The sequence below is a fragment of the Psychromonas sp. MB-3u-54 genome (genome assembly GCF_002836415.1).
GTDB lineage: Bacteria > Pseudomonadota > Gammaproteobacteria > Enterobacterales > Psychromonadaceae > Psychromonas.
In genome coordinates this window covers 1-13,179 of sequence record NZ_PJBP01000176.1, presented here as the reverse complement: position 1 = coordinate 13,179, position 13,179 = coordinate 1, and the positions used below count along the sequence as shown (strand labels likewise).

9 protein-coding genes and 1 CRISPR repeat array are annotated in these 13,179 nt (G+C 41.9%); of the genes, 7 read left to right on the top strand and 2 right to left on the bottom strand.

Annotation, left to right across the window (positions count from 1 at the left end; genetic code table 11):
* Positions 1-192 precede the first annotated feature (192 nt).
* The 5 genes from cobA to CXF72_RS15285 all read left to right on the top strand — a co-directional run bounded on the left by cobA (position 193) and on the right by CXF72_RS15285 (position 7,512).
* A complete protein-coding gene (gene cobA / locus CXF72_RS15305; RefSeq protein WP_101040236.1) occupies positions 193-1,074 on the top strand; it encodes a uroporphyrinogen-III C-methyltransferase in 882 nt (293 codons plus the stop codon).
* A gap of 23 nt (positions 1,075-1,097) precedes the next feature.
* Positions 1,098-3,623 (top strand): nitrite reductase large subunit NirB, encoded by a 2,526-nt coding sequence (gene nirB, locus CXF72_RS15300; protein ID WP_101040234.1) that lies wholly within the window; start codon positions 1,098-1,100, stop codon positions 3,621-3,623.
* A 10-nt stretch (positions 3,624-3,633) separates the two neighbouring features.
* Complete coding sequence (gene nirD / locus CXF72_RS15295) at positions 3,634-3,966, top strand: nitrite reductase small subunit NirD (protein ID WP_101040232.1); 333 nt, start codon at positions 3,634-3,636, stop codon at positions 3,964-3,966.
* A 72-nt stretch (positions 3,967-4,038) separates the two neighbouring features.
* Complete coding sequence (locus CXF72_RS15290; protein WP_101040230.1) at positions 4,039-5,508, top strand: NarK family nitrate/nitrite MFS transporter; 1,470 nt, start codon at positions 4,039-4,041, stop codon at positions 5,506-5,508.
* Between the two features lie 234 nt (positions 5,509-5,742).
* On the top strand, positions 5,743-7,512 hold the full coding sequence (locus CXF72_RS15285) for a bifunctional protein-serine/threonine kinase/phosphatase (RefSeq protein ID WP_101040228.1): 1,770 nt from the start codon (positions 5,743-5,745) through the stop codon (positions 7,510-7,512).
* A 369-nt stretch (positions 7,513-7,881) separates the two neighbouring features.
* Here CXF72_RS15285 and CXF72_RS15280 read toward each other — a convergent pair whose 3' ends face one another.
* Entirely contained in the window at positions 7,882-8,958 is a 1,077-nt protein-coding gene (locus CXF72_RS15280) for an endonuclease/exonuclease/phosphatase family protein (protein WP_101040226.1), read from the bottom strand.
* Between the two features lie 132 nt (positions 8,959-9,090).
* Here CXF72_RS15280 and CXF72_RS19440 point away from each other — a divergent pair, with 132 nt between their 5' ends.
* On the top strand, positions 9,091-9,228 hold the full coding sequence (locus CXF72_RS19440) for a hypothetical protein (protein ID WP_157823274.1): 138 nt from the start codon (positions 9,091-9,093) through the stop codon (positions 9,226-9,228).
* Positions 9,229-9,512: 284 nt separating this feature from the next.
* On the opposite strand, the gene CXF72_RS15275 is transcribed toward CXF72_RS19440, so the two are convergent.
* Positions 9,513-9,983, bottom strand: a complete 471-nt coding sequence (locus CXF72_RS15275; protein WP_157823273.1) for a DUF2780 domain-containing protein — start codon at positions 9,981-9,983, stop codon at positions 9,513-9,515.
* A gap of 503 nt (positions 9,984-10,486) precedes the next feature.
* On the opposite strand from CXF72_RS15275, the gene CXF72_RS15270 reads away from it, so the two are divergent.
* Positions 10,487-12,397, top strand: a complete 1,911-nt coding sequence (locus CXF72_RS15270) for an AsmA family protein (protein WP_101040222.1) — start codon at positions 10,487-10,489, stop codon at positions 12,395-12,397.
* 330 nt (positions 12,398-12,727) lie between these two features.
* A CRISPR array of direct repeats spans positions 12,728-13,122; the repeat unit is 29 nt; unit sequence CGGTTCATCCCCGTAGGCACGGGGAACAC.
* Between the last annotated feature and the right edge of the window lie 57 nt (positions 13,123-13,179).

The following is a 13,179-nucleotide window of genomic DNA, read 5'->3' as shown; positions in this document are numbered from 1 at the left end:
CTTTGCTGTTTATCCGGAATATTTAAACCTGCAGATAATCCGACTAGTAACAACATGATTTAAAAAGCTTTAAATTTTTAATTTAACGCTTGATTTGTTTATTGGCACTATATTTGCTTTAACAAACCCATAACACTGAATTAACAAAAATCGATAACAGCTTGATGAAAAAAAATAAAAACAGGTGACAACATGAACACACAAAAAAGTAACAAGGTAGTTACCACTTTTGTTTTACACGAAAAAACAACGGCTAACAGAACCTTACTAAAGGACAATAAACCGGCAAATTATGGCAGGGTTTTTTTAGTGGGTGCCGGCCCCGGTGATCCGGATTTGCTTACGGTGAAAGCACTTCGTCTAATCCAAAAATGTGATGTTATTATTTTTGATAATCTGGTCAGTAAACAAATTAGAGAGCTGTTTTCTGCGCAGGCTGAACTCTTATATGTGGGTAAAGCCAAGAATAATCACAGTATTCGCCAGTCCGAAATTAATCAGCTGTTAATCGATAAAGCCCAGCAAGGATTAAGCGTTTGCCGTTTAAAAGGCGGTGATGCTTTTGTTTTTGGTCGCGGCAGCGAAGAGATGCTGGCGCTGAAAGCACATAATATTAAAGCCGAAATCGTGCCGGGCATTACCGCAGCGGCAGGCTGCGGAAGCTACGCAGGTATTCCCCTTACGCATCGAGGTCTTTCTCAAGGTTGTACTTTTGTCACCGCGCATGCAGAAAAAACCCTGGATATAAAATGGCAGGCACTTGCCAAACTGGATCATACCCTGGTCTTTTATATGGGCTTAAGTAAAGCCGAATTAATTGAAACGCAGCTGATAAAAGCAGGCTTGGATAAAAATACGCCGGTCGCTTTAATTGAAAACGGCTGCTGTCCGCAGCAAAGAGTGATCACCGGTCATCTAAACCAACTTTCCTCATTAGTAAAAACACAACAAATAAAATCACCCGCTCTGATTATGATTGGCAAGGTTATCTCCTTAGCTGAGCAATTACAGTGGTTTAACGAAAAACCATCGGTCGATAGTGCGATTAATGAGTTAACACAATTATCAGCTTAAAAATTTATAAGGATTTTAACATTATGAACAAACAACGCATTGTGGTGGTCGGTAACGGCATGGTCGGTCACAAGTTTATAGATACTCTGATTACAGATGAAAGTGTTGATTACGAGATAATTACGTTTTCAGAAGAATCCCGTCTTGCCTATGATCGGGTTCAACTAAGTGGCTTTTTCTCCGGTAAAACAGCCGATGATTTAGCATTAACCGATGCGACTTACTACCAGGAAAATGGTATTAACTTTGTGCTTAACGATAAGGTTGTCACACTTGATACCAAAAATAATCAGGTGGTCACCAACAGTGGCCGTATTGAACCCTACGATAAATTAGTACTGGCAACGGGTTCATTTCCTTTTGTGCCGCCAATAGCAGGCAATGATAAAGAGCATTGTCATGTGTACCGTACTATTGATGATTTAGAGGACATAACAGCCTCTGGAAAAAGCAGTAAAGTGGGGGTTGTTGTCGGTGGCGGTCTGTTAGGTCTTGAAGCTGCCAATGCACTGGTTAACCTGGGTTTAGAAACCCACGTGGTAGAATTTGCACCGCGTTTAATGGCCGTGCAGTTAGATGACGGTGGCGGTCAATTACTGCGCCGTAAAATTGAAGCCTTAGGGGTACAGGTACACACCGAAAAAGCGACCACAGAAATTGTTGATGGTGAGAACTGCCGCTACCGAATGAACTTTGCCGATGGCAGTTTTCTAGAAACCGATACGATTGTTTTCTCGGCGGGTATTCGTCCTCAGGATGAACTGGCCAGACAGTTTGATTTAAAGATTGGCGAGCGTGGCGGTATTGCTATCAATGACCAGTGCCAGACTAATGTTGAAAATGTTTATGCGATTGGTGAATGTGCATTATGGGACAATAAGATTTTTGGCCTAGTTGCCCCCGGTTACCAAATGGCAAAAGTTGCGGCAGCCCATATTAAGGGTGAATCACTTACCTTTACCGGCGCTGATATGAGCACCAAACTTAAATTATTAGGCATTGATGTTGCCAGTATTGGCGAAGTACACGGTCAGACACCCGGCGCACAGTCTTATACCTACCACGATGAAATTGAACAGGTTTATAAACGTTTGATTGTCTCGGAAGACGGCACCAAAATTGTCGGTGCGGTTTTAGTCGGAAATGCAGAGGCTTACGGCACATTATTACAATTATTACTCAATGATATGACCCTGCCGGAAAACCCTGCGGTGCTTATTCTACCGAGTACCGGTGATGAGCAAGCAGCTGGATTCGGGGTCGAAGCCCTGCCTGAAACCGCGACTATCTGTTCATGTTTTGATGTCTCTAAAGGCGATCTTACCAGTGCCGTGGCAGCCGGGTGCTGCACTATGGGAGATTTAAAAGAGCAAACCAAAGCATCAACGGGCTGTGGGGGCTGTAGTGCACTGACTAAACAAGTGTTAGACAGTGAATTAGCGAGCTTAGGTTTTGAAGTCAATAACGATCTTTGTGAACATTTTGCCTACTCAAGACAAGAGCTTACGGACATTATTCGGGTTAAAAAAATAACCTCTTTTGATCAATTGCTGGAAAATTACGGCAGCGGTTTAGGCTGTGAAATTTGTAAACCCACCGCCGGCTCTATTTTAGCCTCCTACTGGAATGAATATGTATTAGAAGATAACCATATTGAATTACAGGACAGTAACGATCTCTATCTTGGTAATATTCAAAAAAACGGCACTTATTCCGTTGTACCGCGTATCGCAGGCGGTGAAATCACGCCGGATAAATTGATTGTACTCGGTGAAGTTGCCAAGGAATTTGATCTTTATACCAAGATAACCGGTGGTCAGCGGATAGATTTATTTGGCGCGCAGTTACATGAATTACCCGTTATCTGGCAGCAACTAATAGATGCCGGTTTTGAAACCGGTCACGCTTACGGTAAATCCTTACGCACGGTAAAATCCTGTGTTGGTAATACCTGGTGCCGTTTTGGGGTTGATGACAGCATGACCTTAGCCCTCAATCTTGAAAATCGTTATAAAGGTCTGCGTTCCCCGCATAAAATAAAATTTGCCGTATCCGGTTGTACCCGCGAATGTGCAGAAGCCCAGAGCAAAGATATCGGCCTTATTTCCACCGAGAATGGCTGGAACATGTATGTCTGTGGTAATGGCGGTATGCGCCCCCGTCACGGAGATTTATTTGCCTCGGGCCTTGACGAGCAAACCCTTATTAAATATATAGATCGCTTTTTAATGTTCTATGTCCGCACCGCAGATCGTCTCCAGCGTACGTCAGTTTGGATGGAAAACATGGAAGGCGGATTAGATTACCTAAGAGAAGTGGTGATTGAAGACAAGCTTAATCTGGCCGATGAACTTGAGCAGGAAATGGAAAATAACATTGAAAACTATCAATGTGAATGGAAAACCACGCTGCAAAATCCAGAAAAACTAAAACGCTTTAAACATTTTATCAACAGTGATGATACCGATAATCAATTGGCATTTGAACTCGAGCGCGAGCAGCGTATACCCGCTCAGCAAACAATCAAAGTCGTAGAATTAACGGCATAAGGGAAAAATTATGAGTCAATGGTTTAATATTTGTAAATCTGAAGATCTTGCTCCTAACAGCGGCATTTGTGCGCAGTTTGAAAGTCAGCAAGTAGCAATTTTTTTCTGTCAACGTAATCAGGATTTATATGCGGTTTCCAACTTTGATCCTATAGCACAAGCGAATGTTATTTCGCGCGGAATAATAGGATCAACGCAGGGAGAGACCTATGTTGCATCACCTTTGTATAAACAGCGTTTTAATTTAAAGACCGGCGTCTGTCTGGATTTACCTGAGCATGTATTAAAAACCTATGCCGTGCGCATTGAAGCCGAACATGTGCAACTGCAGTCGATAGGTTAATTTTAAACGCTTAATCGTGCTCTATAGGGCTGTTTAGCCTATAGAGCATAAAAAATTTTAAAGGAAAGAATCATGGATAAAACCTCATTTAATATCGCCTCTTTTACCGGAAAGATGAAAATCCTGCATTTAAGCTGGATGGCCTTTTTTATTACTTTTGTGGTCTGGTTTAACTTTGCCCCCCTGCTGCTTGCGGTAAAAGAATCCTTGGGTTTAAGCACCGAAGAGATAAAAACATTATTAATTCTTAACGTCGCTTTAACTATACCCGCCCGAGTAATTGTCGGTTCATTAACCGATAAATACGGGCCAAGAGTGGTGTACTCCGCACTCCTAGCGGTTTGTTCTATTCCTTGTTTTATGTTTGCTTTTTCAGAAACATTTTTAGAAGCGGCGATCGCCCGTTTTCTGCTCGGTTTTATCGGTGCAGGTTTTGTAATCGGTATCCGTCTGGTGTCAGAATGGTTTCCACATAATGAACTTGGCACCGCCGAGGGAATCTACGGCGGTTGGGGTAACTTCGGCAGTGCAGCAGCAGCCTTTAGTTTACCGACTCTGGCATTATTGTTTGGCGGTGAAGACGGATGGCGCTATGCAACGGCTATCACAGGTTTGATGAGTTTAGTTTTTGCCTTTGTGTTTTATGCTAATGTTAGCGATACTCCAAAAGGCTCTACTTATTTTAAACCGGCCAATTTAACGGCCATGGAAGTGACCTCCAAGGGCGATTTTTTCCTATTATTAATAATGAAAATTCCGATGTACGCAGCCCTTGCGTTACTTGCATGGAAAGTCTCTCCAAGCAATATCGCGATGATTTCAGCTGAAGTTACCTATGCCATTTATGCGATACTGATTGCACTTTATATTTATGAATGGTCACAGGTTTGGAAGGTTAATAAATCAATTTTCACTACCCCGGTTCCTGAAATTCATCGGTATAAATTCAAACAGGTGGCTGTATTAAATGTGCTTTATTTTGCAACCTTTGGATCTGAGCTGGCGGTTATCTCCATGCTGCCCTTATTCTTTTTGGAAACCTTTGAATTAACGCCAGTCATGGCGGGTATGGTCGCATCGGCTTATGCCTTTATGAACTTAGTGTCCCGACCCGGTGGCGGTTGGATTTCCGATAAATGCGGGCGTAAAATAACCCTGGTTATTCTAACCGCCGGACTTGCATTGGGTTATCTGTTAATGGCGCAAATTACCAGCGGCTGGACGCTGTGGATTGCGGTTGCAGCGGCAATGTTATGTTCTTTCTTTGTGCAGGCAGGTGAAGGTGCAGTATTTGCCACCGTCCCCTTGATTAAACGCAGAATGACCGGACAGATTGCGGGTATGACCGGTGCTTACGGTAATGTCGGTGCGGTAGTTTACTTAACCATACTGTCATTTGTTGATTATCAAACTTTCTTCTACGTGATTGCCGTGACTGCGTTTTGTGGTTTGGTGACCTTATCTCTGATGACCGAGCCTAAGGGACAAATGGCCGAGCTTAATCCCGACGGCAGTGTCACTATGATTGATGTTAGCCATTAATACCAAAAGAACTAAAAAGGTGATCATCCTTGCTGGTTAAAACCATCCCTAACTGCGTTGTGAGTTTTGAAGTGAGAACAACTATCTCCTGCAACTCACGCCTTATTAGGGCTGATTTTTCCTTCGCAATCATTGATCACTTAATTAATTCTTTTGGTATAAGAAAACGGCGGGTGTTGATTATATTAACACTCGCCCTTTTTTTCTCTATTGTCTGCCAAGGAAAAAATTAATTTGAATATCCCAGCTAAGCAACCTAATAAGGCACTTGAACTGATTGTCGGGGGATATTCCGAAAGCGGTAAAAGAGAGATTAATCAAGATGCTTTTGCGGTCAAAATACCGACCTCCTATACAGAGAAAAAGCATAAAGGAATTGTCGCGAGTATCGCAGATGGTGTCAGCTGCAGCACTAAGAGTCAGCAGGCGAGCCATACCAGTGTCACCCAATTTATCAATGATTATTATTGCACGCCCGAACATTGGGGAACCAAGTTATCCGCCAGCAAAGTGTTAAATTCACTTAATGCCTGGTTATATCAACACGGTAATAATGACCAGATACGCCACGACGGGCTAATCACCACCTTCAGCTCGGTCATTTTCAAATCCACCAGCGCTTATCTTTTCCACGTTGGGGATACCCGTATATATCGCTACCGCGACTCACAATTAACCCAGCTCAGTAAAGATCATAGCCGCACTCAATACGGTAACAACACAGTCTTAACCCGTGCACTGGGGATGGATTCCCATTTAGAGGTCGACTTTCAAACAACCGATCTGCAGCAGGATGACCTATTTTTTTTATCATCCGATGGTATTCATGACTGGCTGAGCAAAACTGAACTGGCAGAACATTTTTCCACCTTAAAGCCGGAAGAATTAAATGCGGCAGACTTCGAAGTCCTGGCCAAAGCAATAGGTCAACATGCACTTGATAACGGCAGTACCGATAACCTGACTTGTTTGCTGCTGAAGGTTAAAAGCCTGCCGATCATCGCGGTTGACGAATTACAAAAAAGATTAACCGAATTAACCATTCCGCCAGCATTACATGAAGGGAATGAAATTGATCACTTCCTAATAAAAAAAGTGATTCATGAAGGCCCGCGCAGCCATGTTTATCTGGCTATCGATAAATGGTCTAAAGGTTTTTTTATTTTGAAGATGCCGTCATTAAATTTCAGTGACGATCTGGTTTATCTCGATGGTTTTTCAAAGGAGCAATGGGTCGGCCGAAAATTATCACATTCGAGCATAATGTCTATAATGCCGAAAGTGGATGAATCACCTTTTTTATACCATATCTGTGAATACATTAAAGGTATTACCCTCAGGCAGTGGATCTATGACAACCCCAATCCCCCCTTAGAAATCGCCAGAGAGATTATCCATAATATTGTTGCTGCGGTAAGAGTATTACAGCGCTCCGGTATGGTGCATCGGGATTTAAAACCGGAGAATATTATGATTTCCGACGAGAAAAAAATAACTATTATTGATTTTGGCACCATTAAAATAGACAGTTTGGATGAAATATCGGTGGCTCCCGAAAGCGAGCAACCTTTAGGCGCCACGGATTATATTGCGCCCGAGTATCTGAATGAAGGACACGCCAGTTCAGCATCGGATCTGTTCTCTATTGGCGTTATTGCCTATGAGTTATTAGCGGGACACTTACCCTATAAATCACTTAATTCTCAATCCTTAAGCCGGGCAAGAAAGGCACAATGGAAATATCGCCCGGTCAAACAGTTTAGGCCTGATCTCCCCGACTGGATTGATTTAACACTGCAAAAAGCGACACATCCTGTGTTGGCGCAGCGTTATAATGCCATGAGTGAGTTTACTCAAGATCTCTACACGCCCAATACTAAAATGCTCAGGAACCGCGAGCGTGCGCCCTTATTAGAGCGCAACCCGGTCAAGTTCTGGCAAATTTTAAGCACCCTGTTATTTTTTACTGCCTTAATAGAATTAATAATACTGTTGGACCATTAAGCTTTAGGGCCTGTTTATATTTCGGGATTGTTGTTGCAGCAGCTTGTAGATTCTTTCTACAAGGCAGAGATTATGCAGTGTTGTTATTATACATAAATAAGCGATAACGCCTACGAGTGAGCGACAATCGCATCACTCGTAGGGTGCGCTTCAGCACCGATTAACACTGTTTGCGGTGCATAGAATGCACCCTACCGCTAACATAAGACCAAACGCATTAATAAAATGATCCGATTTATTATTCAATCATCACTACTGTTTTATGAGCGTAACTGCAGAGTCACCAAGACAATACTATGGATGCTCGGTGCTTTCCCCGTCACGGTCAAAATAGCATTAACCTTACTGCAGGGGATTAAGTTTATAAAATTAAGAGCGTAACTGCAGGGTCACTAAGACCACACCATGGTCGGTGCTTTCCCCGTCACGGTCAAAAATGGGATTGATCAAATGCCTGTCGTAGGTATTATATTCACTGACTTCAAATAAGCTTGAATGATAGTTAGCATCAAATTCACAGGATAATAAAATATAATCTAAGACCGAACTCGATGCACCAAAATAGTGTGTCGGTTTACGCAGAATATGCTCAGTATTATTTTCTGTTCCCTGAAATAAATCCCATGAATCATTTAGGCAGTACTTTTCAAGATAGGCATCACTGTCCAATTTTGACACAAAACGCAGTGAATCCGTTACAAGATGATTTAATACCCCGTCCGCCAGAATATTATTAAAATCGCCCATTAAAATCATCGGTAATCCAGTTTCTTCACGGCGCGCTATCATATTAACCAATAACAGTGCGGCTTCGCTGCCGCGCTGAATAGTGGAACCCCAACCACCGGCAACTTGTGCTTTCAGTTTTTCGATAATATTTTTTTCACCCGACAAGCTTTTATTCTCTTCATGCTCAAGCATCGGACGTTTAGATTTAAAGTGCACCACATAAAAATCACAATCGCCTATATGGGGCAAGTTAATGGTTGCGCGTAATACCTGCCGGCTAAAGGAAAAATCCTTCTTAAGCCCCATTGCAGCAACCAGGGTTTTATCTGCCTGCACCGCTTCAATATCAACAATGGGATATTTTGAGGCAATAGCGACCACCGGGCTGCGACAGATAAAATCATCAATAATTTCCGGCTGATCAACCACTTGAAAAAACTCATAACCTTCCCCTGCTAATAATTCAGCGAGTGCTTGAGGGCTGAACACCTCCTGAAATCCGATTACGTCAGGTTCAAACTCATTAACATAATCCGCTATCCACTTTTGTTTTTTAGCCCATTGTTCGGCACTGTAAATCCGTTCAAAATCGTAATATGCAAAAGGGGGTTCAAGATAATTAAACAGATTAAAAGTCGCTATCTTAATATGGGAATGAGGAATAGATTCAGCAGCATTGCTAACTGCTGTTATTTCAGGGGGGTGATTAAATGACAAATTATTTTCTCTGTAGTGTTTAGGCCGCCAGTATAACGGAAATCCGCCCTGTCTGCAGATAAGCGCACGTAATAAAAATAATCATCACCCCTGCCCCTCTGCTGAATGAAGACGGTACAAAGGTAGGATCTAATGTTCTTTCAAAAGGTGATGTCTCTCACTGTATTAGATCTTATCTTAATAATTCATGAAGATAATGCCTTTAATACTTATCTAAAAGAAATTCGCGCGGATGGGAAACACACAAAATGGCAAAAAATATTATCCTGAGATTTTGTATTCTAATAGGCCGCACCAATTACCGATTACCGATTACCGCGGATTTTGGTGCATAAAATGCACCCTACCGATAAACAGACTCTGTAGGCGCGCACCGATTGCCTTTGGAGCAATCTTAATGCTTTGCTATGAGTTGCGCTTAGAAAAGAGAAAGGGCAAACAACTTTTAAGTTGTTTGCCCTTTCTCGCTTTTGAGTTTTGAGCTTAGTTATAAAATGCCTGCAAAGGAAAATTTATCATCTGCAGTTAAGCTACTTTAACCATGCCGGACACCTTTAAAGCCAAAGTTTTGTCAGACTTCCAAGCAAATCTGAACCGCCATTTGCCGTTAAGTATTGCAGTAAAATGGGCGCAAATTGCTGCACCATGCTCGCATCTAACCCAAGCGCACTGAATGCGCTTTGCACACCCGCCATATCCATTACCTGATTAAGCATTTGCGATGATAATGTAGTAGATAATTCCGCCGGAATAATACTCTTTAATAATGAGCTGTCCGTGCCAGACAGATTTTGACTGGCCATTGATAACAACGCAGCCGTACCACCAGCAGCTTGAGACTCAGTCACACCCAATTGCGTCGTTAAGGAGCCCAGTAGATCACTACTTGTACTTTTAGTGCTGACGCCAGTCAGTGATTCGGTGGTCTTTAACAAAGAATCGAAACCGGCGCTATTGGCTGGAGTAACTATTGTTACAATGGATATTACTAAAATTAACTTGAACATTTTTTTTACGTTAAACATTTTCATTCCTGCTTTAGGGCAATTGTTGATCTGCATTTTCCGCTAACTTTACAAAATAATTCACCGGACGATTTTAGGTTTAGATTAAATCTACATTTTAAGTTTAGATTAAATCTACATTTTAAGATGCAAATAAAAACAGATTTTAACGAATTAAATATTTTTCGACTTATTAAAATCCGTCTTTAGGAAGAATCAGAAAATAGGCATGCCCCTTTTTATGAAAATTTGTCCATTTCAAGGGGCAGGAAATTTATGATTAAAGGCAGTGCGGAATGTCGAATAGACTTAATCTCCGCATTAATATTGTCAAAGCATTGCCTATAGTATTAGTATCAATAAATAGACGTTTTATGCTTTTTTTTGAAGGCGCTGAAAAATATATAAAAAACTAATCTCATCCACAATCATTAAATGTTATAAAAACAAAGCTCAGCGTTTAATCTCAATTTAACCCCTTTATAACGGGTTGAAATTTAAATAACACCGATAAGGAAAATTCAATGAAGCTATTTCTTAAATTATTTGCGGGATTGGTGGTTATATTGATAGTCGCCGTTGTACTGTTGATAACCACAATCGATCCCAATGATTATAAACAGCAAATTCAAACGCAAGTTAAAAAGTCCATTAACAGAGATCTGGCGATTAATGGCGATATTAGCTGGGCGTTTTATCCGCAGTTAGGTTTTAGCAGTGGCGAAATTGAACTGCGTAACCTTGACGGATTTAATCGACAAAATTTACTCAAAATTGATCAGGCCAACCTTGGTCTCGATATTCTCCCCCTATTAAAAGGACAAATTAAAATTGGTGAATTAACCGTCAATGGTTTGGTTGTGAACCTCATCACCAATAAAAACGGCAGTTCAAATCTCGATAATATGCAGGCGAGTGGCGCGTCCGCGCCGCAAGAAAAAATCCCCGAGAAGGACACAAGCCGCGAGACTGAAAAAGAGGGCTTTTTTGCGCTGGAAAATTTGCAGTTAGCGGGTATTAATATCAATGATGCGCAAATAGAGATTCAGGATCTTAAAGCCGCTACCACCCATAAAGCCAATATCAAAAAAATTCAACTCGGACAATTTGCACCTGGACAGGAAACGGATTTATCCGTGCAGGCCGATCTGATCCTCGATAATCTGCAGGCGCAACTGGATTTGCAATCAAAACTCCTGCTAGCGTCCGATTTTTCAACGGTTGAGCTTAAGCAATTTTCTCTTACCACCTTATTGACGGGTGAAGCACTGCCCAATGGGAAAATAGACAGCTCGATTAATACGGATATCAAATATGATCTCAACAATGCAAAAGCGGAATTAACTGATTTAATCATTAAGCTTGATAAAATCCAGTTATCTGGACAGCTTTCGGTACAAACCAAGCAGTTAACCACCGTACGTTTCGCCCTGAAGGGAAATCAATGGGATCTGGCGCCCTATTTACCTGAGCCTGCAGAGCCAGCCACTGAAACAGCAAGCACCGAAAAAACCACTGCTAAACAAATGGAACAGGAACCGGATCTCAGCATATTAAACAGCCTGGATATCAATGGCACACTGTCCATCGAAGGGCTAAAAGCATCGGGTGTAACCATTGGAAAAATTGACTCCAAAATTATAGTGAATAAGGGCAAAGCACAACTAACGCCATTAACCGCGGAGCTTTATCAGGGATTGTTAACCCTCGAGGCATCGCTTGATGAGAGTAAAGGATTAAATAGGTACCAAATCTCGAGCAATCTAAACAATGTACAAATACGTCCTTTGCTCACCGATGCAGCTGAAATTGATTTTCTTAGCGGTACAACCGACTTTAACTTTGCAGGTAAAGGACAAGGTTTAACCGCCACTAAAATAAAAACCGGGTTAACCGGAAAAGGTGATTTTAAATTATTGAATGGTGAGTTATACGGCATTAACCTTTCTCAGGAAGTGCGTATCCTAAAAGCGAAACTGACCGCTGCCCCACAACCCACCGAAGCTAATATTAAAAAAACCGATTTTGCATCATTAACCGGAAATTTCACTATCGACAACGGCATAGTCAATAACCAAAAATTGTTAATGCTTTCGCCTGTGATGCGCCTTGATGGTAATGGACTGGCCGATATTGTAAAAGAAACACTGGACTATCGTTTAAGTGTCACCCCATTATCAAAGAGCACCGAAACAACCGAACAGAGCGATCTGAGTGGTTTAGTTATTCCCCTGCTTATTAAAGGGCCTTTTTCTGATCCTAAATTTACGTTGGACACCGAAGGCGCTATAAAAGAGCGGCTTAATATGGAGAAAAAACGGCTGGAGGAGAAACTTAAAAAAGAATCTCAACAAAAAATAGAAGAGCAAAAAAACAAGCTCGAAGAGAAAGTAAAAGATAAACTAGGCGATAAACTCAAAAATCTGTTTGGTTAAGCAATTTTAGACTGATATCTCAGCGGATATTTTGATGAATATCTTGATGATAGAGAAAACACTGAACGTGGAAACGTTCGGTGTTTTCTTTTTTTAGGCACAATAAAATGCTTAACGTCTTCTCGCATAAGTCATATTTTTTGTTTTTTTGTAATAAACTTAAAGGCTCTACCACAGAGGCGCTGCGCACTACACAGAGTAAAGAATCCTATTATAAGTCCGCGTACACAATATAATTTCATCAACCCCTTCTATTGAAGGGGATAATGAAATTATCTCATAAATATATAATACAAACTTAAGTCCAAAGACACTAATACCGCTAACATGCGGTTCATCCCCGTAGGCACGGGGAACACCGTTTCTTCTGCTGCCTTCGCTTCTTGCTCGGCGGTTCATCCCCGTAGGCACGGGGAACACTTTTTTTCTAACATTTTTTGGCAACTCAATAGCGGTTCATCCCCGTAGGCACGGGGAACACTCAGTCTAGCCTGAAATTACAATGCGTTTACACGGTTCATCCCCGTAGGCACGGGGAACACCGTCATATACTATTTAAAAACACAGATGAAAACGGTTCATCCCCGTAGGCACGGGGAACACCAACTGCCGTACAAAACACTGTTTCCATGACGCGGTTCATCCCCGTAGGCACGGGGAACACCGCCGAACATTCCAACAACATCCTTCCCGCCACGGTTCATCCCCGTAGGCACGGGGAACACAATAACGTAGCAAGTGCGACATGAGATGGCGACGGTTCATCCCCGTAGGCACGGGGA

What these genes read in the sequence shown, in the direction of transcription:
- CXF72_RS15275 (WP_157823273.1), bottom strand. Translation starts at nt 9,983, where the DNA reads ATGTTTAACGTAAAAAAAATGTTCAAGTTAATTTTAGTAATATCCATT.
- nirD (WP_101040232.1), top strand. Translation starts at nt 3,634, where the DNA reads ATGAGTCAATGGTTTAATATTTGTAAATCTGAAGATCTTGCTCCTAAC.
- cobA (WP_101040236.1), top strand. Translation starts at nt 193, where the DNA reads ATGAACACACAAAAAAGTAACAAGGTAGTTACCACTTTTGTTTTACAC.
- nirB (WP_101040234.1), top strand. Translation starts at nt 1,098, where the DNA reads ATGAACAAACAACGCATTGTGGTGGTCGGTAACGGCATGGTCGGTCAC.
- CXF72_RS19440 (WP_157823274.1), top strand. Translation starts at nt 9,091, where the DNA reads ATGTTCTTTCAAAAGGTGATGTCTCTCACTGTATTAGATCTTATCTTA.
- CXF72_RS15290 (WP_101040230.1), top strand. Translation starts at nt 4,039, where the DNA reads ATGGATAAAACCTCATTTAATATCGCCTCTTTTACCGGAAAGATGAAA.
- CXF72_RS15270 (WP_101040222.1), top strand. Translation starts at nt 10,487, where the DNA reads ATGAAGCTATTTCTTAAATTATTTGCGGGATTGGTGGTTATATTGATA.